This window comes from Aequoribacter fuscus, from assembly GCF_009910365.1.
In the GTDB taxonomy this organism is placed as follows: Bacteria; Pseudomonadota; Gammaproteobacteria; order Pseudomonadales; family Halieaceae; genus Aequoribacter; species Aequoribacter fuscus.
The window spans coordinates 1725725-1747314 of record NZ_CP036423.1 but is presented as its reverse complement, the minus strand read 5'-3'; the positions used below and the strand labels follow the sequence as shown (position 1 = coordinate 1747314).

Below are 21590 nucleotides of genomic sequence, written 5' to 3'. Positions count from 1 at the left end.
TATGAGCAGTAAAAAATCGACCGAAGTCCGACCAGAACTTGCCGCTCTGCAGGCGCGATTGAATGCGAGCTTAGATGCCGGGCGGTCCAAGGCTGTGGCGAGTCGTCATTCTCGAGGGTATCGTACAGCGCGCGAAAATCTTCACGATCTGATAGATCCAGATTCCTGGATCGAGTGGGGGCAACTTGCGATTGCTGCCCAGCGCTTGCGTCGCTCAGTCGATGATTTGCGTGTTGCGACGGCCGCGGATGGCATTATCACGGGTATGGCGAGTATCAATGCCAGACAGGTTGGGCCGGATTGCGCATCAACCGTGGTCATAGTGAATGACTATACCGTGCTCGCCGGCACCCAAGGCTATTATCATCACCACAAGTTAGATCGCGCGATTGCGCAGGCTAGGCAGCTTAAACTGCCTGTGGTGATGTACACTGAGGGCGGCGGCGGACGGCCTGGCGACGATGATGTAAAAACACAGATTGCTGGTTTGCACCTCGCATCGTTTCGGGATTGGGCAGCCTTAGGGCAGTGGGTGCCGCGTATTACGGTGAATCACGGCTACTGTTTCGCTGGCAATGCTGCCTTGTTTGGCTCTGGCGATATTCGTATCGCTACTCGTGCGTCTTGGATCGGTATGGCTGGGCCGGCCATGATCGAGGGCGGTGGTTTAGGACGGTTCGAGCCCACCCAAATTGGCCCTGCCGAACAGCAGTTTAAAAACGGGGTGGTGGATATTCTCGTAGACGATGAAGCGGAAGCCACAGCTGTGGCGAAGCAAGTTTTGAGCTACTTTCAGGGCGCTATTGCGGGTTCTGAGCCCGAGCTGGCTGCCCACACGCTTCGAGATGTCATACCCGAAGATCGGCGCTGGGCTTATCCCGTACGGCAAGTCATCAAGGGTTTGTGTGACAAAGATACGTTTCTTGAAGTGGGACGAGTCTATGGGCGCAGCGTGATCACTGGTTTTATTCGCATCGATGGTGTACCCATTGGCTTGATTGCCAATGACTGCCAGCAACTGGGTGGCGCTGTGGATGCCCAAGCGGCGGATAAAGCTGCTCGGTGGTATCGTTTGTGTCAACGCTTCAAGATACCCCTGTTGTCGTTGACAGACACGCCTGGCTTTATGGTGGGCCCCGACAGTGAGGCTCAAGCTGCAGTTACAAGAATGGCATCGATGTTTGAGGCCGGTGCGGCCTTCGATCAGCCTCTGGTCGCGTTGTTTTTGCGTAAGGGGTACGGTTTAGGCGCCATGGCCATGACGGGCGGAAGTTTTGCGGCGCCCAGTTATGCGGCAGCTTGGCCAACCGGTGAGTTTGGGGGTATGGGGCTAGAGGGCGCTGTTCGACTTGGCTATCGCAAGGAACTCGAGGCTATACAGGACCCCGCCGAGCGGCAGATTCGCTTTGACGCCCTGGTCGCGCAGTTATATGACCTTGGTAAAGCCACAGAAGCCGCAACACATCTTGAGATTGATGCGGTCATCGACCCGAAAGATACGCGCGCGTTTCTGCTTCGCGCTTATCGAGCATGCGGAGTAGTGTGATGATTTTTGATAATGGGCGCCTTTCTCGGGCGATTAGACGATTAACTCTAGCCAGTGCGCTTGCCTTGGTTGCAAATGCAGCATCGGCAAAGGCGTTGCTGTGGGGGGATACTCACCTTCACACCTCTTATTCGTTCGATGCCTATACTAATGGGAATCGCTCGGCGGACCCAAGCACCGCCTACCGCTACGCCATGGGTGAGCCAGTGATACATCCCTTCCATCGAGCTCGGGTTCAAATACACACACCACTCGATTTTTTAGTCGTGAGTGACCACGCTGAGTTTATGGGTGTGATTAAACACGTGTATGAATCGGGTGGAAGCAACGCAAAGTTAGGTTGGAGTGACTGGCTCGGTGCTGAGATCACGGCGTGGTTGCTTAGACGTTCGGTCGAGAACGACACCAGTTTGCAGTTTTTTGGCGCACTGCTGCCTGAGCACTCTGATGCTCGCGATGCCGCCAAGATAATGGAGGGGAAGGGCTACAGTACGGGAAGTTTAATGCCCGACATGCCGGTGGTTAGAAGCACTGCGTGGGATTCTATCAGTACGATCGCTGACCGCTACAACAAACCCGGTGAGTTTACTGCGCTAATCGGCTGGGAATGGACGGGAACGCCGGGTGGCGCCAATCTTCACCGTGTTGTTGTATCGGATGCCAATGCCGAACAAGCCTCAAAAATTATGCCGTTTTCGTTTAATGATTCACCTTTTCCCGAAGATTTGTGGCAGTTTTTGGATGCTTCTGAAAGAGAGATCGGCGCTCGATTCGTGTCGATACCGCACAACTCTAACCTGTCCAAGGGTTGGATGTTTGATACGACATCCCTAAGAGGTGCGCCGATTGATGCGGAATATGCGCAAAAGCGCGCCCGTTGGGAACCTATTGCGGAGATTACTCAGATTAAGGGCGACTCAGAAACTCATCCCGATCTGAGCCCCGATGATGCATTTGCAGACTACGAGGAATATCCACATTACTTGGCCAAGATTGGAGATGTGGAATATCGTGCGACCGAGGGTGATTATCTGCGCAGCGCTCTGAAGCGAGGATTGGCGATCGAGGCACAGGTGGGTGTGAATCCTTACCGGCTCGGTTTTATAGGATCGACGGACTCGCATACCGGTTTATCCTCAGCTGAAGAGGATAATTTTCACGGCAAAATGGCCTTAGATTCTGTGCCAGAACGCAAACAATCTTTGTGGGGCGACGACGCGGGTCCTAACGGGTGGTCAATGTCAGCAGCTGGTCTCGCGGCGGTTTGGGCACAGTCGAACACCCGCGAGGCAATTATCGATGCCTTTAAACGAAAAGAGGTTTACGCTTCGACGGGGCCGCGTATCGCCCTACAAGTTTATGCTTTGGGGGCGGACGCTGAGCTTGATGTCAGTCAGGCCAATGCGACGGCGAAACTGGCGATTAATGGTGTGCCCATGGGTGCGTCTATTGCCGGAGACGGTAGAAGCCGCTTCCGCTTGGCGATCTTTGCAAGTCAAGATCCAAAAGATGCAGGGCTGCAGCGTTTACAAGTGGTGAAGGGCTGGATCGATACTCAGGGTAAAACTCATGAACAGGTTTACGATGCACTTGTGAGTGAAGCCCCCAGCGGTGCGCCCTACCTAAATACCTTATGGCAGGATCCTGATTTTGATGAATCGCAGACCAGCTTTTACTATGTTCGGGTGCTACAAGTGCCCACGCAGAGGCATTCGAACCTAGATGCCCGAGCGCTTCAAGTTCTCAGTACCGGTCACCCCGATGCGATTCAAGAGCGGGCCTACTCGTCGCCCATTTGGTATCGCTAGAGGCTCAATGGTGGGTTGCGATTAGGCGCAAAGCGTGGATGCTAACCTGTGATTGCGCCAAAGCGGCATAGCCCGTATCGCGTTCCTGTTTGAGGGTCGCCAGTTCGTTATTGCGGTGCTCATCTGCTTGGGCAAGACTGAGTAGCGTGGTGCGCTCAATTTCGGCGTCGATATGGTCGGTGAACGCTTCCTGAGCCTTGTTGATAAAGGTCTGCGCGAGTGTTTGAGCGTGCTGCTCTGTTTTGCTAATCAGCTCCAACAGCGGTTCTCGTAACTGCTTTATCGCGTTGCCAGCGGCTTTGGCTGGTAAATTTTCAAGCCGCGGATGCAGCTTCTCAGGCGGTAGGGCGTCAGCCAAATTACGCCCTTGAGCGTCGATGAGCAGTCGGATGGGTGTGCGAGGTAAAAAACGTTTCAAATCCATGCGCGACTGCCCCAACACTCGAACGACAGCGACTGCTTCCAGCAGCAGTGTACCTTCGGGTAGATTGGGTAGGCGGAGGCGGGACAGTGCTCCGCTCCCGAGCGTATCGGTCTCGAACAATTCTAAGGTCTCTGTGACTAAAGGGTGTTCCCAGGTCAGAAACTCCCAATCTTCACGGCTGGCGGCGATCTCACGACTGAATGTGCCCGTTATTGCATCGTCCTGAAAGAAGGGAATGAGTGCCTCATGCGTATGCTCGTTAGCTTTAAAAATCCATGTGTCTCGATCGAGGGGGTCGATATCTAGGTCAAGCGCATTGCTGGCTAATTCAAGCCACTCCCGAAGCGTGGTCGAATCATCCCACGCTTTGATTTGCTCGATGTACTGCGTGGCTTTTGTCGAGTCGAGGGAGTGGCGTTCTAATAGGCGGTTACGACCGGCATCAAGCGATGCTTTAAGTTGAGACGTCGCCGCAGCGACCCGTTCGATAAAGTCCGTGCTATTGTTTTGCTCTAGGCAATAATCTCGAAGCTCTTCAGCGTATTGGTCGTATAGGCGTTGTGCGCCGGCGCAATGTTCGGTAAAGACCTCGAGTCCTTGTGCGTACCACTTAAATAAGCGCTCTTGCGCACTTTTGAGGACGAAAGGAACATGGATATGAATGGTTTGCTTTTGTCCGATGCGGTCTAACCGCCCAATGCGCTGCTCCAGTAAGTCGGGGGATAGAGGTAGATCAAACAGCACCAGGTGCTGGGAAAATTGGAAGTTTCGGCCTTCGCTACCGATTTCTGAGCAGACTAACACTTGTGCGCCGTGCTCGCTCTCTTGAAAGTAGGCAGCGGCGCGATCTCGCTCGACCAAACTCAGACCCTCATAGAATGCGGCTGATCGGATTCCCGCGCGCATATGCAGATAATCCTCTAGCGCTGTGGCTACCGAGGCATTACCGCAAATGACCAGGACTTTTTCGGCCTTGTTTGCCTTAAGAAACTGCACCAGCCACGTTACTTTAGGGTGTGCTTGCACCCAGTTATCGTCGGTTTCATAGCGCTCGGGGTACAGTTGCTGCATTAGGTCATCGGCAGCTGTGCCATTTGGTGCGCTTTCCAGAGGGTGGGGATGTAAGGCGCGCGCGGGCAGACCCGCCACCGAGGCACGAGTATTTCGGTAGAGACAACGCCCCGTGCCATAAAAATCCAGTAGATATCGAACCTGCGCGTCCGTCGAGCTACCGTGAACCGGGAAGGGAAGATCCGCACCTGTACCAGCTTCAATGGATTGAATCGCTTGATCAATGCGTTGATACTGAGCCTCACTCGTTTGATAGTCACTGAAGCTCGCAAACCGCTGTGGATCCAGAAGATGCAGGCGTTCGAAATGTGCTTCTTGGCCGAGCTGCTCCGGTGTCGCTGTCAGCAAAAGTAAACCGCGGGCGCGGGCACAAAGCAGGTTTACGCACTGCTTGAGCACCGGGTCTGCATGTTCAAGCTGGTGCGCCTCATCGATCACTACTAGGTCCCAGACCTCTGACACCATCTGCTCGGATAAACGCTCTTGCTTCGCGACCAGGTCTAAGCAAGAGATGACCCATTGAGCTTCTTCAAAGGGGTTGTCGTCGGTATCCATGCGCTCCTGATTCAGAAGGTCGAACCGAAGGTTGAATTTTCGTCGCAATTCCACCAGCCACTGCGCCATGAGTGGTTCTGGTGTTAGCACTAAAACACGCTTGGCGCGGTGGGTGTGCAGCTGTTGATGAATGATCATACCGGCTTCAATCGTTTTACCCAGACCCACTTCATCCGCGAGCATCACTCGGGGTGCATGGCGAGTGCCAACTTGTTGAGCCAAGTACACCTGGTGGGGTAACAACAATGTTCGTGGCGCTAACAGTCCCCGTACCTCGGTTTGATCTAACTGGTGCAGATGTTGCACGGCTTTGTAGCGCGTCTCAAACAGCGTCGCGCTGTCAATTTGCCCGGTTAATAAACGTTGCTGTGGTTGATTCAGTTCAAGTTCAGCTGCCAAGGCAACTTCGCTTACTTCGATCTCATGGCCTTCGGTGGTGGATACCGTATAGACCGCGACGCCCGCGGTTTCTGTGACCTTGATCACGGCGTAGACTTGGTTGTCGGCAAGACGAACTTTGTCTCCGATCCTAAAGAGTAGTCGGCTCAGCGGGGCATTGGCGGTGGCATAGGTCCGCTCTTCGTCGACCGCGGGAAACGCGACAGTAACTCTGCGGGCCTGCGTTTCGACGACAATGCCCAAACCCAGCTGTGGATCAAGTTGTGAAAGATATCGTTGTCCAACGGTATACATGAGGGGCTATTGATTCCAAAACAAACGTAGGCTGTTAGCTCGCACTGTTTGCAAACAGGTCTCGACAGGTAGATCTTTAATCTCTGCGATCTGTGTAGCAATCAGTCCAAGCAAATGGGGTGCGTTGGGCTTTCCGCGATAGGGCACCGGTGTCAAATAGGGGGAATCGGTTTCAAGCACGATGCGTTCGACCGGCGTGAGTTCGACAATGGCGCGGACGTTATGCGCATTTTTGAACGTCGTGATGCCATTGAAACCCAGATAAAAACCCAGCTCAAGCGCTGCTTCGGCCAGCGCTTGCCCCGATGTGAAGCTGTGTATTACACCTTTCTGCGAGAGGTTTGGTGCTCGTTCTCGGAGTATCGCTAGCATATCCTCATCCGCGTCACGCGAGTGTATGACGACAGGTAAATCCCGCGATATGGCGATGTCGAGTTGGCGCTCGAAGGCGATGATTTGCGCTTGCCGATCACTGTGGTCGTAGTAGTAATCGAGTCCAATTTCACCGATGGCGACAACCTTACTGTGCTGGCATTGTTCTTCAATTTTGCTGTGTACGCTATCGCTGTAGGCATTCGACTCGTGCGGATGAATCCCTTGCGTCGTCCACACTTGTTCACGACTGTTCGCAATTTCAAGAACAGTATCAAGATTCTCTGGTGACACGGCTATCGTAATGACTCGATCTATGCCGACTGAGCGGGCCAGATCAAGCGCGCGATCTAAATCATTATCGTTGAGGTAATCGAGATGACAATGCGTTTCGATGAGCGCCGTTTTGAACGACGGCAGTAGCGTCACAATGTCGGGATCAAAAATTTTCATTGGTCAGCCCGGATGCCCGTTGGAATTCACGGCGCGCATTGTCCCTGTTACGGAATCGAAAGCCAAGGGCTAAACGCTTTCTCTGGGTGATTTGTTCACGCCGAGCGGGGAGATTTTGCGCTGTGGTATGTCGCGAGCGGCCGAGTCGGCTGTGATCTAGGCTCGTCCTACAAGATTTCCACGTCGCTCGCTTGCGGGCCGCGATCTCCACTGGTAATCACGAAACTAACAGGAAGACCGTCTTTCAGGCTTCGGCGGCCGCCGTTTCGAAGCGCACGAAAGTGGACGAAGATCTCGTCGCCGCTGTCGCAGACAATAAAACCAAACCCCTTGGTGGCATTGAACCATTTAACGGTGCCTGTCTCACGAGGACCTTCGTTGCTGCTCGGGACGCTTGTATTAGACGATGAAGAAGGGGAGCGCAGCATGAAGCTCGCTACGGTCAAAGCAACGGCTGACGCGAGTGCCGAAATAGACCAGGGCGCGTATGGGACTTCACCCAGCGCTTGGCTGGCAAGCCCCGCAACTAAGGTGCCCGCAACCAAAGAAGTCGCGGCGCTAATGAGGTTCATATTGAATCCTTAATGATTGTCTAGATGTTGTCGAGCTATTTAGCCAGCACGTCTTCGGCTTGCAGCCCTTTTGGGCCTGTCGTCAGCGTGAACTCGACGGCTTGTCCTTCATTGAGAGTGCGAAAGCCCTCTCCTTGGATGGATCGGAAATGTACAAACACGTCATCGCTTTCGTTTTCACGCTCAATAAAGCCGTAGCCTTTAGCGTTGTTGAACCACTTAACTTTTCCACTGACACGATCAGACATAGGGTACCTTCGGTGCTTTTATTGTTATTAAGCCGAAACTTAGCGTTTTCTGAGTCTTATTTCAAGGCCTTAACGCTTTCGAGCTGCTCTTGCATCTTGCCAAGTTCGGTTTGATAGGCACTGAGCTTCTCTTTTTCTTTGGTAACCACGTCCGCTGGCGCTTTGTCTGCGAAATTTGGATTTCCGAGTTTGCCGTCGATTCGAGCGATCTCTTTGGTTAACTGTTCTATTCGTTTGCCAATGCGCGCGACTTCTTGCTCCACATCGATGAGTCCCGCCAGCGGTATGCAAAGCTCGATGTCGCCGGCGATCAGCGATGCACTTGCTGGAATATCAGACTTTGATTCGGCCCACGAAATGCTGTCCAATTTGGCGAGTTTGATCAGCAAACTCTCGTTAGCTCGAACTGCCTGAACGGTGCTGGGTTGCTCGCTGAACAGCACTGCGGGGAGTGCTTGCCCTGGACTCAAATTCATGTCGCTTCGTAGGGTTCGAGTGGCTCCGATCAGCGCTTGGACACACTCGATAGATTCGTTGACAGCGGGGGCTGCTGCCTCGAAATCAGTGATCTGTGGGTACGAGGCGAGCATAATTGAAGTTTTGTGTTCTCCAAGCAAGGGCGCCGCGCGTTGCCAGATTTCTTCAGTAATGAACGGCATAAAGGGGTGTAGCATTCGTAGTGCGGCCTCTAACACCGACACTAGGGTGTGATAGGTACCCCGTTTGCGCGCCCCAGAGGCATTGTCGTCCCATAATACAGGTTTGCTAAATTCGAGGTACCAATCGCAGTAATCATTCCAGAAAAACTCGTACAGGCTCTGGGAGGCGTGGTCAAAGCGGTAGTGTGCCATTGAGTTCTCAAGGTGTTTTAAGGTTTGATGCAAACGCCCTTGGATCCAACGCTCCGCATCACCGAGTTCCCTGGCGCCGTTTAGATCGACGTTCTCGCATTGTGTCATGACATAGCGCGAAGCATTCCAAATTTTGTTGCAAAAATTTCGATAGCCTTCGATGCGGCCCAGATCGAAACGGATGTCTCGTCCGGTGGATGCTAGTGAGTAAAAGGTATAGCGCAGCGCGTCGGTACCGTAAGAGGGGATGCCGTCTGGAAAATGTTTGCGCGTCGCTTTTTCAATGGCTTTTGCTTTTTGCGGCTGCATCATGCCCGCTGTGCGCTTCGACACAAGCGATTCCAAATCGATGCCATCGATAAGATCGATAGGGTCCAGCACATTCCCCTTAGATTTCGACATTTTTTGCCCTTCGGCATCGCGGACCAGGCCGTGTACGTACACGGTTTTGAAGGGGACCTCACGTTTAAAATGCAGCGTCATCATGATCATGCGGGCGACCCAGAAGAAAATGATATCAAATCCGGTTACCAGCACAGATGTCGGGTGATAGCGCTGCAGTTCGGCAGTTTCTGATGGCCATCCAAGCGTTGAAAATGTCCACAAGGCGGAGCTAAACCACGTATCCAATACATCGTCGTCTTGACGCAACACGACTGAGTCATCGAGTTGATGTTGGGCTCGTACAGCGGCTTCAGTGCTGCCAACATAGACCTTGCCGCCTTGATCGTACCACGCGGGAATGCGGTGACCCCACCAGAGTTGGCGACTGATGCACCAATCCTGAATGTCACGCATCCATGCGAAATAGGTGTTTTCCCATTGCTTTGGTACGAACTCAATGTCGCCGTTTTCTACCGCTGCTATTGCGGGGATCGCCAGTTTTTTGGCATCGACGTACCACTGATCCGTCAGATAGGGTTCGATGACAACGCCAGAGCGATCGCCGCGCGGCACTTTTAGGGTGTGTGGTTCTATTTTTTCTACCAGCCCCAGAGCCTCAAGATCGGCAACGATGCGCGCTCTGGCGTCAAAGCGATCCAGCCCCTGGTAGCAATTGGGCGCCGAGCTGTTTATGGCCGCGTTATCGGTAAAGACATTGATGATGGGGAGGTTGTGGCGTTTGCCCACTTCATAGTCGTTGAAGTCATGTGCTGGCGTAATTTTAACGCAACCCGTTCCAAACTCTTGATCAACGTAGTCGTCTGCAATGATAGGGATGCTGCGGTCGCACAAGGGTAAGTCGATGGTTTGACCCACGAGGTGACGATAGCGCTCATCGTTGGGGTTCACGGCGACGGCCGTATCGCCGAGCATCGTTTCTGGCCGTGTCGTTGCAACCACCAAGAAGTCGTTGGTGCCGCTAATTGGATAGCGAAAATGCCACAAAGAGCCTTGCTCTTCCTCGTTTAATACCTCGAGATCTGAGACAGCCGTGTGCAGCTTTGGATCCCAGTTAACAAGGCGTTGCCCGCGGTATATCAGCCCTTCGTTGTATAAATCGATAAAGACCTTTTGAACGGCATCAGACAGTCCAGGATCCATAGTAAAGCGCTCTCGAGACCAATCGAGTGAGGCACCGAGACGTCGTAGCTGTGACGTGATGGTTCCACCTGACTGCGCTTTCCACTCCCACACTTTGTCGACAAATGCATCGCGGCCTATGTCATGCCGTTTGATGCCTTGAGCCTCGAGCTGCCGTTCTACGACCATCTGGGTAGCGATACCGGCATGATCGGTTCCCGGTTGCCATAATGTGTCGCAGCCCTGCATTCGGTGGTAACGAATCAAAGCGTCCATGATGGTGTCTTGAAATCCGTGTCCCATGTGCAGACTACCCGTCACGTTTGGGGGCGGAATCATAATGCTATAAGGGGTGCCCTCACCACTTGGCGCAAAGTACCCTTGGCTCTCCCATTCTTGGTACCATTTGTGTTCAATAGCGTCGGGTTGAAACGTTTTTTCCATTTGCTTTGGGGCCTTGGCGTAAAAAGGGCGGATTATACGTGATTTGGGAGCGCTACGTCGTGTTTTTCTAGCGCAAAGCCTCGGTGTTTGTACCAACGCCAAGCATCCCGCATGGCCTCTAAATGGTGCGCTTGTTGCGTCACAATTTCGACGATACGTTGGAACCGAGAGGCGAAGTTGTCGGTGGTCATAGACAGATTAATCAGGCAGTCATGGTGCTCCGGTGTCGGGTTCGAATGCCCAATCACGATCGCGGAGGTGGCCCGTTCGTGCCAGAGGCTAACCGGTAAGAACGCATCGTGACGAAACGACCAAAAAATATCGTACAGTTCTTGTGCGTGAGATTCATCGCGAGCCAGGACGAAAATACGATGCCCGCGATTCAGGGCTTTTTCAGCCAGCACCGCTGCGACGCGATGACTGGCTAAGGTATCGTCCGATTGGACAACATAAAATCCTACACGCGTCATTGGGTTACGACTGACCGCTTAAGTATTTTGTGAGCAGAGCTACAGGGCGTCCAGTCGCACCTTTGGGCGCTGAATTCCAGGCGCTGCCCGCGATGTCTAAGTGCGCCCATGAATACGCCTTGGTAAATCGCGACAAAAAGCACGCCGCGGTGACACTGCCTGCGGCAGGACCCCCGATATTGCCCATGTCGGCAAATGGACTATCGAGCTGTGACTGGTATTCATCCCATAAAGGCATGCGCCACGCTCTATCACCCGTTTGCTCGCCAGCTGCGAGCAGTGCGGTGGCCAGCTCGTCGTCATTCGCGTAGAGGCCGGTTGCGTGATGTCCTAGCGCTACCACACAAGCGCCGGTTAGCGTCGCGATATCGACGACGGAGGAGGGGTTAAACCGTTCGGCGTAGGTCAGTGCATCGCACAATACAAGTCTCCCCTCGGCGTCGGTGTTTAAGATTTCTATCGTGAGTCCTGCCATGCTCGTGACGACATCGCCTGGTTTCGTCGCGCTGCCGCTGGGCATATTCTCGGCGGCAGCGACGATGCCCACGACGTTGACCTTAGCCTCGAGCATCGCCAGCGCCTGCAGGGTGCCGAAAACGCTCGCTGCACCACCCATATCGAACTTCATTTCATCCATCTTCGCGCCCGGCTTAAGTGAAATGCCACCGGTATCGAAGGTAATGCCTTTGCCCACTAAGCAGTGCTGCGTATCGCTTGTGCTGTCGCCTTGGTAGCGCATAATGATCAGCTTAGCTTCCTGATCAGAACCGGCAGAAACGGACAGCAGCGAATTCATGCCCAGTTCGCGCATTTCGGCTTCACCTAGCGACTGGGCCGAAATCGATGCAAAGGTGTTTGCTAGCTCTGTGGCTTGCTCGGCCAAGTACGTTGGCGTACAAATGTTGCCCGGCAGGTTTGCAAGTTCGCGCGCGTAGTTAATACCCTGGCCGATGGCCTGCCCCGACACGAGAGCCGCTTTTGCTGAGGATACCTCGTTCTTGTTGGCCACCAGCAGCGTTACTTTCTTGATGGTGCTACTGGCTTTGGGCTTGCTCAGCGTGCGCGTGTAGCTGTAAGTTGCCGTTGTGATTTCTTGGCCTACGATGTGGACGATGTCACAGTCAGGATCAATATCGGCTGCGCTGAAATCGATGACCATATCCTTGGCTTGCGTTTTCGATGCGTTACCCCACAGGGCGCCGATGGCTTGTCGGGCTTTTGGTGCCAGCACCGGGCCCTCGCCCAATCCCAGAAGCAGTAATCTTGGCAGCGCATCGTTCGGCGACAATGACACGATTTGTTTGGCATCGCCGTTGAAGTCTTTGTTTTTGATCACTCTCGTCAGAGCGCCGCCAAGCGTGCTGTCGAGGTCTGATAAGGGTGTGGGAAGCGATTTCGTTTTACTCATGGCGACTACCAAGCAGGTTGTCTTTTGAGCCTCTGGCGCCCCGGATTTGGCGGTAAATACGATATCCGACATAAAAATTCCTCTGAAGTCGTTTAGGCCATAGTGTACTATGGAGACGTTTTTTGTGAGCCACTAGTATAGGGGGCAAAGCGGCAAGGTGCTAATAGTTCGATATCTAACCCGCGATATTTTGGTGAATACAAGTGCCGTTTCTCTGGTCGTTTTCCTGGTCGTATTCAGTAGCCAATTTGTGCGTCGCTTAGCGGATGTGGCCGAGGGCGATTTGGCCGCCGGGTTTTTGGCTTCGATCATGTTTTTTTCCATACCCAGTTATTTGGAGCTAATCTTGCCGCTAGGGTTTTTTGTGGGCTTGATGTTAGCCCTTGGTCGTCTCTACACCGACAGTGAAATGGTCGTATTAAGCGCCAGTGGTATCGGCCCGTGGCATCTGTTGCGGTGGGTCTTAGTGTCGGGCGCGGTGGTGGCTATACTCAGTGCGGGGCTGTCTTTGGGCTTGACCCCATGGACGAAGACCAAGGTCTTAAACTTAGTCACCGAGGCATCGAATGAGAAAGGCCTGGCGGCCTTTGTTCCCGGCCGATTCCAGCGCCGCAGTGGTGGATTCGATACGTTTTACGCCGAGTCTGTCGAGTCTGATCAGCAAGGTCTTAAGGGCTTGTTCGTCGCAGAACAGGGCATGTCGAGTGCAGGAGAGCCCCTCGTTACTATAACCTACGCCGAGCGTGGTCGCGTGGTCAGTTCACAAGAGCACGGCGGACGTTACTTAGAGCTGTTAAATGGACGACGTTATCAAGGGCAACCTGGCCAACTCGAATATCGAGTAACGGAATTCGAAGTGTTAGGCGAGCGCTTACCCGATGCCGATTCTGCCGGCAGTGCGTTCGGCGACGACTTGTATGATGCACTCCCCACACAAATGCTGTTTCTCGATAACAATTCCGCAAGCACAGCAACTTTGCACTGGCGACTCTCACTGGTTTTAATGCCGTTTAATTTGGCGTTTCTTGCGTTAGGGCTCGCGCGCACCGATCGACGACGAGGGCGCTACACCATGCTGTTGCCCGCAATTGTTCTGTATCTCGTTTATCTGGTGGGCTTGGCGAGCCTGCGCGGTGCGGCCGCTGAGGGCGCGTCTGTGGGCAGTCTTTGGGGTTTGCACGCGGTGATCGCTGGGATCGGCTGTGTTGTGCTACTTTGGCCCCAATGGCGCCTGAGGTTCGCGGGATCACAGAGAGGCATGCATGCGGCTGCTTGATCGCTATGTGGGTATGCAGGTGATTTATGCCACCTGTCTTGTTCTACTCGTGTTGGTTGGCCTAGATGCGTTGTCTGCTCTAATCGACGAGCTTCAGGATTTAAAGGCGAATTATACTTTCTCGAAAGCTTTACTTTATGTCGCAGCATCGGTGCCTGCGCGTATCGTAGAGCTTGCGCCCATTGGCATCCTGATCGGCGTGCTAGTCGCTCTGGGGCAGTTGGCTTCAACCAGTGAGCTTGTGGTTATTCGAGGTGCGGGTTTGTCGTCTTGGCATTTGCTCCGAATCTTAATGAAGCCCGTTTTAGTGTTTGCTGGCCTGATGCTAATCATGGGCGAATTTGTGGTGCCCAAAAGCGAGCAGTTTGGCGAGGCGGAGCGAGCGTTGGCTCTGAGCAACAAGGGCTCGATAACGGGGCGCTACGGCATGTGGAATCGTGAGGGCCGTCACTTTATTCACTTCAACGCGGTGCAAGCCGGCGGTGTGATTTACGGCGTAACGTTATTTACCTTCGATGATAATTGGCGGCTGCATGAGTCGATGAGTGCGAATCGTGCCACATTTCAACGTGCGGGCTGGCTGCTGGAAAATGTGCAGCGAACCCAGGTGAATTCATGGGGCTCGCAAACCAGCGAGCATACCACCTTGCTGTGGGAAACAGACTTAACCCCCGACTTGCTGGCCATGGAGTCATTAAGCCCTGAGCGATTGAGCATTAATGGTTTGTTCCAGTACAGCCAGTACCTGAAGCAGCAGGGGCTTGAATCGGCGGATTACGAAGTCGCGGCTTGGCGCAAGCTTACCCAACCGCTTGCAATTTTTGTACTGGTGCTCGTCGCTATGGGGTTTATTTTTGGTCCTCTACGAGATGGTACACTCGGACTCAGAGTGTTTATTGGCACCTTAGTGGGATTGGTTTTTAAGATCAGTCAAGATGTGGTGGCTTCAGTGACGATCGTTTACGGCATCTCTCCGGCGCTGGCGGTCACCTTGCCATTGTTGGTCGGCCTCTTGTTGGCAGCTTGGTTGTTGTATCGATCGCCCTGATTTAGCTGGCTTTTGTGACAATGGTGAGCCGCGTGCCGGAGAGCCGATCGTGCAGATAACAACGATCACGGTCGACAAAACGCCAAGCTAGGCCCAGCCCGAGCGCACCATAAGACAGTGTGGCTGCGATTAAACGCAGTAAAATTTGGGTGTTCGAGACCGGTAATCCCGAGGCATTCACTAGTTTCACTCGCCAAGCTTGCATACCCAGTGTCTGTCCGCCGCGCCGCCAAAAAATAAAGTAAAAAATAGCCACGCTAAGCACCGCAGTTAATTGCACCACACCAGGGGGTAGTGCCACGACTTCGGTAGTGTTATCTACCGGAATTATCTGCACGTAAAGCCCCATAACGAGGGCTGTTGAAGCCATAATGATGGGGATGACGAGAAAGGTGTCGTACACCAAAGCTAAGAGGTGACGATGAAATGGCGGCGCAATAGGGGCAGACATAAATGGAAGTTTCCTAGTATCATGAAACGAGTCAGAGCTAGTATACGATAGTCGTGCGGTAGGCGCAGTGGTTGGATGGTAGATGTCATGAGAGTATTACTAATAGAAGATGATTCGTCAGTGGCTGATTTCGTCGCCAGTGAGCTGGCACTGAAGGGGCATAATTGCGAGTGTGCATCGACGGGTACGGAGGGGCTTTTGGCAGCCAACTCGGCGCGCTGGGATGCTCTGATCGTTGATCGAATGCTACCCAAGCTAGACGGTTTGAGTGTGATTAAGAGCTTGCGAGATAAAGGCGATTTGACGCCGGTGCTTATTTTGAGCGCTCTGGGGGAAGTCGATGATCGTGTCAAGGGTTTACAAATAGGGGCTGATGATTACCTCGTAAAGCCGTTTTCGTCGGAAGAACTCATGGCGCGATTAGAAGCCATACACAGACGTTTGGCGCCACTGGGTGCCGATTTTAGAACAACGCTTGAAGCCGAGGACCTGCGGCTTGATTTGATTACCCAAGAGGTGCGACGAGCGGGGCGAGTCATTGCTTTGCAGCCGCGCGAATATCGTTTACTCGAATACCTGATGCGCAATGCGGGCAAAATCGTCACTCGCAGCATGCTCCTAGAAAACGTTTGGGGGTACCATTTTGACCCGCAAACGAATGTGATTGACGTTCACATTTCCCGCTTGCGCCAAAAAATTGATCGCGACTTCGATTATCCCTTGGTGCACACCGTTAGGGGCGCAGGGTATCGCTTCGGTGATGAATAACGGCACCATAAAAGCTTGGGTTCAAACATTAGGCTTACAGCTGCTCTCGGGTTTTGCCGCCGCTTTGGCCTTGGGTGGGGCGCTGCTCTTCGTCATTTTCGCACTGTTCTCGTACATGAATCTGTATTCCACCTTGCATGCGGATGTTCAAGGGCGCGTTCAGTTTTTGTCAGAGGTGTACCACACTCAGGGTTTGGAGCGTCTTACGGAAATTGTCGGTCGGCAAGGTTTCAGTGATGACAGCGCTGACGTCCTGTATTTTCTGGAAATGAAGTCTGCCGAGACCAGTGCTCTAGCGCCCGCTTTTGCCTATCGAGATGACACTTTCGGTCTTGTTCAGTTTTTACTGCAAGGGCTCTACTGGAATAACGAGACAGAACGCAGAATGTTTGCAGAGACTGAATCCCTGAACCCAGAGCTCAGGTTGACAGTAGGTCGTTTTTATCAGGACGAGTTTGACGCTATTAACTATCTCGTTGGCAAGGTTGCGATGGTGATTGCGGTGTTTTGGTTATTCGCGATGTTAACAACGACGGTTGCGACACACCGAGCGCTGATGGGAACACATCGAATTGGTACAGAACTTCGGGCGATTATGCAGAAAAATTTGGAGGGGCGTTTACCGCGAGATGCTGTCACGCCGTATCTGAAGGACCTGGTCGACGTTGGAAATGAAATGCTGGATCACGTTGCCATGTCGCTGCAAGGGGTCCGCTCTGTCTCTGACAATATTGCGCATGATTTGCGCACCCCACTGACACGCCTGAGGAATAAGCTGACTCAGCTGAAGCCCAGGGTGCCGAAAGAATATGAATCGACGATCGACGAGTTGTTGTCAGACTGTGATGACCTGTTAGCCTCTTTTAACGCACTCTTGAGGATATCGATGCTTGAGGCGGGCAGTCAGATACGTACTGACGCTAAGCAAGTTAGTCTGCGCGTGGTACTACAGGATGTGGTTGAAATGTACGAGCCGGTAGCAAACGATACGGGAGTCTTGATTGATTTTCAGGCCGAATACGTCGAGCAAATCAACGGGGAGACCGACCTCCTAGGACAAATGTTCGCCAATATCATTGATAACGCGATAAAGTTTACCCCTTCAGGTGGGGTAATACAGATTCGTCTTGAGCGTTTCGGGCCTGAGCAAATACAGGTCAGTATCGCCGATAGTGGCGTGGGTATTCCAGAGGCTGAGCGCAAGCAGGTCTTTAGGCGCTTTTATCGCGGGGAACCGAGTCGTAGCGAGCATAAAGGGCACGGCTTGGGCTTGTCTTTGGTGCAGGCGATTGCCTTTTACCACCGTGCCAGTATCAAGCTAAAAGATAATAATCCGGGGTTGCGGGTGCAGGTTTACTTTCCTTTGGTGCTTGATGCTACTCGATCATTGGCGCCAGATCGAGCTCAAGCATAGGCTCGACGGTAGGCAGTGAGGGACGCGCAAACTCTGATAAATCGTGACCTTCCTCGGCTAGCTGATAGGCGCTAAGATCGAAGCGTTTTGCAGGTAAAATGACCCGTCCCATGGGCTCGGAGTTGTTGCTAATACGCAGGTGGTTAGTATTGGGTACTTCCCCAGTTTGAGGTTCTGGTGGCGCGTTGTAGACGCCGGGTTCGAGGGCATTGAGATGCTCCGTATTCACCCGAACAGCAGCGACTTTCGGTCTCTCTTCGGGGCGGAGAATTAGGCTCCCTGGGGGACTTAAATCGAATGCTCCGGAGTTTATGGGGCGCTGAAAGGTACGGGGGTCGCTGCTTGTGCGCGACGATTGAACAACGGCTCTTTTACGAACTAAAGGTTTGGCGCCAGCTTTACGCAACGCGCTGGCGTAGCGTTTGGCGCCCGCCTCGTTGAGACCCCCTTTAACCTTTTGCTCTTTACCTGAGAACAGTAAATCCAGAATGGCGTTATTGGCTTTGAACAGTTCTTGGAGATTCTCGCGAACCTCTTGCTGCTCAAAACCTGGCAGGCACTGCCCGTCAAAATAAACGTCGAATTCTGTCATGGCGTGCTTTGATACCACGTGACTGGATTGAATTAGGGAAAGACTAGAGAACTTGTGGCGGGGTTTCAACTGAATTGTGACAGATTGTGTTCTCCTAGACTTTGCTGTATCGGGTATACTTTGCGTTTTTTCGAAAGGGTCTATTCATGACGATAGAGGCTACACTTCGGTCGCGCGTGAGCGACGCGTTTCCGCAAGCGCTGGTGTTATTAGAAAACGAGAGTTATAAACATAATGTGCCTGAGGGTTCCGAGACACATTTTGGCATGACTGTGGTTGCCGAAGAGTTTGAGTCTATGCCCCGTGTAAAAAGGCACCAAGCGGTCTATGGTTTGGTGTCTGACTTGCTTGACGGGCCGGTACACGCTCTCGCGTTACACTTGTACACACCAGAGCAGTGGCGTGAGCGCAACCAGCAAAGTCCAATGTCACCAGAGTGTTTAGGAGGTGGTCGATGACACAAGATCCAGGACGCGAGCAGGCGGACGACATTGTCGTCGCTGCCATGTATCGTTTTGTGAGTTTGTCCAATTATCAGGCCTTACGTGAGCCGATACTCGAAACCTGCCTCAGCTTGGGCATAAAGGGGACCCTACTACTTGCGCGTGAGGGTATCAACGGCACGGTATCTGGTTCTCGAGAGGGAATAGATCAACTGCTGAATTATTTGCGAGCTTTACCCGGGCTTGAGGCGCTAGAGCACAAAGAATCTCATTATCAAGAAAAGCCTTTTTATCGGATGAAGGTGAAGCTTAAAAAAGAAATCGTAACCATGGGGGTTGAGGGTGTTGATCCCAACGTAGTGGTGGGGCGCTACGTCGAGCCTAAGGATTGGAATGAACTCATTTCTGATCCCGATGTGGTGCTGGTGGATACTCGCAACGATTACGAATTTGAGATTGGGACGTTCGAGGGGGCACTTGATCCTAAGACTACGACCTTTAGAGAATTTCCTGCGTACGTTGAAAAAAACATGGACCCCGCTAAACACAAAAAGGTCGCGATGTTTTGTACGGGTGGCATTCGATGCGAGAAAGCGACGGCCTACATGCTTGAACAGGGGTTCGACGAGGTTTACCACTTGAAGGGTGGCATTCTTAAATATCTTGAGGAAGTGCCAGAGACCGAGTCCAAATGGCAGGGTGAATGTTTCGTCTTTGACAATCGGGTGTCGGTCAACCACCGCCTCGAAAAAGGACAGTACGATCAATGTCACGGTTGTCGCCACCCGATCACTGAAGACCAAAAGCTCGATTTTCGCTATCAAAAAGGGGTTTGTTGCCCGCGCTGTTATGATCAGTTAACCGAAGATCAAAAGCTGAGGTTTGCGGAGCGACAGAAGCAAATCGAATTGGCGGCCTTGCGTAAAGAGCAACATATCGGTGCCGCGCCGCCTGATCGGCAGCGTCACGGCAAGGTGGTCTCAGAGTAGGTGTGCCCCGAAGGCGCCTCTCCAGCGTTGGGGTAGTCTCGCACTGGGGAAGCTTATCGTAAAAGCTTGGCTGTCGCCCTGTGATATCACGCCGACGATACCCGCCACCGACTGATGGATTTGCACGATCGGACCACCAGAGGCGCCTTTAGAGGTGGTGCACAGTATCCATTCGTTTTCGCCATTTGCCTCACAGGAATCATCAAATGAGAGACGCTGGCGGCCGTTCTCTAAGGCGAGCGCAAACCCCGCAGCGGTTGCGGGCTGGTTTTTGTCAGTCGTCATTAAAGCGAGACCCGCCAGCTGTTCTGAACTGGGAGCGTCGCTGAGTTTTAGCAAAGCCCAGTCGCTGGAAATGCTGCCGCCGCTATCAACTAAGCGCGCAGTGTAGACCTTGTGGTGCGATTGAGCGTGCGGAAAGTAGACCGTAAGGTCTCGACTCAAGTCTTGGTAATGTTCAACGCAATGCCAAGCGCTGATCACAAACCTGGGCTGCGACGTCTTGGCATTTTTGAGTAAGGTGCCGCTACAGTACTCGGTGTAGTGCCGCGCGCGGCCTTGCTCGTATTTTATGGCCGGCACTTCAAGGTTAGCGACGTTCTCCATCCATTTAGGTGCCTGCGCGTCGAAGCGCTCACGCGGGAATTCGACCTCGCTTGCAAAACTCAGCTCCACCATTAGCAAAGTGCAGAGCAGACCTTTCCGGGGGCGAAACACGCTAGTAGCCGGAGAGTCTATTCAAGCCGTTTAAAGCAGCAATGCGATAAGCTTCGGCCATCGTCGGGTAATTAAATGTCGTTTCGACAAAATAGCGGATGGTGTTCGCGGTGTCAGGTTGTTTCATGATCGCTTGGCCGATATGAATAATCTCGGTCGCTTCGGCGCCAAAACAGTGAATGCCTAAAATCCTGAGCGTGCTTGGACAAAACAGTATTTTTAACATTCCTGTACCTTCGCCCGAGATTTGCCCTCGGGCCGTATCTTTGAAAAAGGCACGGCCCACCTCGAAAGGTATTTTATTGTCGGTGAGTTCTCGTTCGGTACGTCCGACTGAGCTGATCTCGGGTATTGTATAAATTCCGGTCGGGACATCGTCGACAAAACGAACGTCTTTGTCATTGGAGGAGGCGGCGGCACGACCCTGGTCATAAGCTGCGCTCGCCAGACTGGGTGAGCCAATAACATCGCCAACGGCATAAATATTCGGTACATCGGTTTGGTAGCGCTGGTTCACTTTGATCTGGCCGCGCCCATCGCTGCTTAAGCCTATGTTCTCTAGTCCCAAATTTTGTGTGTTGCCACTTCTGCCGTTACACCACAGCAATGCATCACCACGAATGATTTTTCCGGACTGCAAATGCAGTGAAATGCCTTCTTGATTGGCTTCTACTCGCTCATACACCTCGCGATGGCGGACCATAACGCCAGACTCCCGCAGGTGGTAGTCGAGAGCGACGGATATTTCATCATCAAGAAACGCCAAGAGATTTTCGAAACTGTTGATCAGTTCGACCTTGATACCTAAGCCGCTAAAAATCGACGCGTATTCGCAGCCAATCACGCCCGCTCCGTAAATAATGAGCTTACGAGGGGTATGTTCCAGGCTTAAGATGGTGTCGCTATCGTAGACTCGAGAATGTTCGAAGGGCACATCGGGCGGGTGATAAGGACGGCTACCTGTCGCAATCACGAATTCTTGAGAATGCAATTCTTCGACCGAGCCATCAGCTCTGGTTACCGATAGATTGTGATCGTTGATAAACTTAGCGCGGCCTTTGTATACGGCGATATTGTTACGGCCATAGAATTTGCTTCGCATATCGACCTGTTGCTCGACCACCGAAATTGCGTGTTTCAGAACGGTAGGGTAAGGAATTTGCCGACTGTGGCCTATCTCACGAAATAAGGTTCCGTTATTGAAACGCATGAGCTGCTTCACGGTGTGCCGCAAGGCTTTCGAGGGAATAGTGCCTTTGTGCGTGCACGCCCCGCCAACTTGAGTGTTGACCTCGATGACTGCGACTTTTTTCTGTTGCTTCGCAGCATTGAGTGCTGCCGATTCACCCGCAGGCCCGCTGCCGATCACAACCAGATCAAACCCTGTTTTTGGCATGACTTATACAACTTTGTAGTGAAAGCGTAAGTTTAAACACTCTTTCAGTCGCGAACA

General features: G+C 52.8%; 18 protein-coding genes and 1 pseudogene. 8 read left to right on the top strand and 11 right to left on the bottom strand.

All coding sequences use genetic code 11. The features are described from left to right. The first annotated feature begins 1 nt into the window (after position 1). Together EYZ66_RS07885 and EYZ66_RS07880 are read left to right on the top strand one after the other, a co-directional pair. Positions 2-1546, top strand: coding sequence for an acyl-CoA carboxylase subunit beta (locus EYZ66_RS07885; protein WP_009574888.1), 1545 nt, complete (start codon positions 2-4; stop codon positions 1544-1546). After that, positions 1546-3354 carry a DUF3604 domain-containing protein gene (locus EYZ66_RS07880; RefSeq protein ID WP_009574887.1) on the top strand — a complete coding sequence of 603 codons (1809 nt, stop codon included), beginning with the start codon at positions 1546-1548 and terminating at the stop codon, positions 3352-3354. The genes EYZ66_RS07885 and EYZ66_RS07880 overlap by 1 nt, the downstream gene beginning before the upstream one ends. A 4-nt stretch (positions 3355-3358) precedes the next feature. On the opposite strand, the gene rapA is transcribed toward EYZ66_RS07880, so the two are convergent. The 7 genes and pseudogenes from rapA to EYZ66_RS07845 all read right to left on the bottom strand — a co-directional run bounded on the left by rapA (position 3359) and on the right by EYZ66_RS07845 (position 12511). Continuing rightward, positions 3359-6097, bottom strand: coding sequence for an RNA polymerase-associated protein RapA (rapA, locus tag EYZ66_RS07875; RefSeq protein ID WP_009574886.1), 2739 nt, complete (start codon positions 6095-6097; stop codon positions 3359-3361). Positions 6098-6103: 6 nt separating this feature from the next. Further along, positions 6104-6922 (bottom strand): TatD family hydrolase, encoded by an 819-nt coding sequence (locus tag EYZ66_RS07870; RefSeq protein ID WP_009574885.1) that lies wholly within the window; start codon positions 6920-6922, stop codon positions 6104-6106. 167 nt (positions 6923-7089) lie between these two features. After that, positions 7090-7284: pseudogene (locus tag EYZ66_RS14285) on the bottom strand (cold-shock protein); the annotation flags it as partial. A 245-nt stretch (positions 7285-7529) separates the two neighbouring features. After that, positions 7530-7742: a cold-shock protein gene (locus tag EYZ66_RS07860; protein ID WP_009574883.1), complete on the bottom strand. Its 213-nt coding sequence runs from the start codon at positions 7740-7742 to the stop codon at positions 7530-7532. 56 nt (positions 7743-7798) lie between these two features. Then, positions 7799-10561, bottom strand: coding sequence for a valine--tRNA ligase (locus tag EYZ66_RS07855; RefSeq protein ID WP_009574882.1), 2763 nt, complete (start codon positions 10559-10561; stop codon positions 7799-7801). Positions 10562-10593: 32 nt separating this feature from the next. Then, positions 10594-11031, bottom strand: coding sequence for a DNA polymerase III subunit chi (locus EYZ66_RS07850; protein WP_009574881.1), 438 nt, complete (start codon positions 11029-11031; stop codon positions 10594-10596). Positions 11032-11035: 4 nt separating this feature from the next. Then, positions 11036-12511 carry a leucyl aminopeptidase gene (locus EYZ66_RS07845; RefSeq protein ID WP_009574880.1) on the bottom strand — a complete coding sequence of 492 codons (1476 nt, stop codon included), beginning with the start codon at positions 12509-12511 and terminating at the stop codon, positions 11036-11038. A gap of 85 nt (positions 12512-12596) precedes the next feature. Between EYZ66_RS07845 and lptF the strand changes: the two genes are divergently transcribed. Both lptF and lptG read left to right on the top strand, forming a co-directional pair. Next, on the top strand, positions 12597-13715 hold the full coding sequence (lptF, locus tag EYZ66_RS07840; protein WP_009574879.1) for an LPS export ABC transporter permease LptF: 1119 nt from the start codon (positions 12597-12599) through the stop codon (positions 13713-13715). Next, positions 13702-14763, top strand: coding sequence for an LPS export ABC transporter permease LptG (lptG, locus tag EYZ66_RS07835; protein ID WP_009574878.1), 1062 nt, complete (start codon positions 13702-13704; stop codon positions 14761-14763). Before lptF ends, lptG begins: the two co-directional genes overlap by 14 nt. Position 14764: 1 nt before the next feature. Here the strand turns inward: lptG and EYZ66_RS07830 are convergent, their stop codons facing one another. After that, positions 14765-15214: an RDD family protein gene (locus EYZ66_RS07830; RefSeq protein ID WP_009574877.1), complete on the bottom strand. Its 450-nt coding sequence runs from the start codon at positions 15212-15214 to the stop codon at positions 14765-14767. A gap of 87 nt (positions 15215-15301) precedes the next feature. Between EYZ66_RS07830 and EYZ66_RS07825 the strand changes: the two genes are divergently transcribed. Continuing rightward, positions 15302-15982 (top strand): response regulator transcription factor, encoded by a 681-nt coding sequence (locus tag EYZ66_RS07825; protein WP_040816090.1) that lies wholly within the window; start codon positions 15302-15304, stop codon positions 15980-15982. Next, positions 15975-17396 (top strand): sensor histidine kinase, encoded by a 1422-nt coding sequence (locus EYZ66_RS07820; RefSeq protein WP_009574875.1) that lies wholly within the window; start codon positions 15975-15977, stop codon positions 17394-17396. The genes EYZ66_RS07825 and EYZ66_RS07820 overlap by 8 nt, the downstream gene beginning before the upstream one ends. Here EYZ66_RS07820 and EYZ66_RS07815 read toward each other — a convergent pair. Beyond that, positions 17359-17988: a hypothetical protein gene (locus tag EYZ66_RS07815; protein WP_009574874.1), complete on the bottom strand. Its 630-nt coding sequence runs from the start codon at positions 17986-17988 to the stop codon at positions 17359-17361. The two genes, EYZ66_RS07820 and EYZ66_RS07815, sit on opposite strands and share 38 nt — an antisense overlap. A 146-nt stretch (positions 17989-18134) precedes the next feature. On the opposite strand from EYZ66_RS07815, the gene EYZ66_RS07810 reads away from it, so the two are divergent. Both EYZ66_RS07810 and trhO read left to right on the top strand, forming a co-directional pair. Next, on the top strand, positions 18135-18446 hold the full coding sequence (locus EYZ66_RS07810; RefSeq protein ID WP_009574873.1) for a BolA family protein: 312 nt from the start codon (positions 18135-18137) through the stop codon (positions 18444-18446). Further along, on the top strand, positions 18443-19420 hold the full coding sequence (gene trhO / locus EYZ66_RS07805; protein ID WP_009574872.1) for an oxygen-dependent tRNA uridine(34) hydroxylase TrhO: 978 nt from the start codon (positions 18443-18445) through the stop codon (positions 19418-19420). Before EYZ66_RS07810 ends, trhO begins: the two co-directional genes overlap by 4 nt. Here trhO and EYZ66_RS07800 read toward each other — a convergent pair. Both EYZ66_RS07800 and sthA read right to left on the bottom strand, forming a co-directional pair. Then, entirely contained in the window at positions 19412-20137 is a 726-nt protein-coding gene (locus EYZ66_RS07800; RefSeq protein WP_139042533.1) for a trypsin-like serine peptidase, read from the bottom strand. The two genes, trhO and EYZ66_RS07800, sit on opposite strands and share 9 nt — an antisense overlap. Position 20138: 1 nt before the next feature. Then, complete coding sequence (gene sthA, locus EYZ66_RS07795) at positions 20139-21533, bottom strand: Si-specific NAD(P)(+) transhydrogenase (RefSeq protein ID WP_009574870.1); 1395 nt, start codon at positions 21531-21533, stop codon at positions 20139-20141. Positions 21534-21590 lie beyond the last annotated feature (57 nt).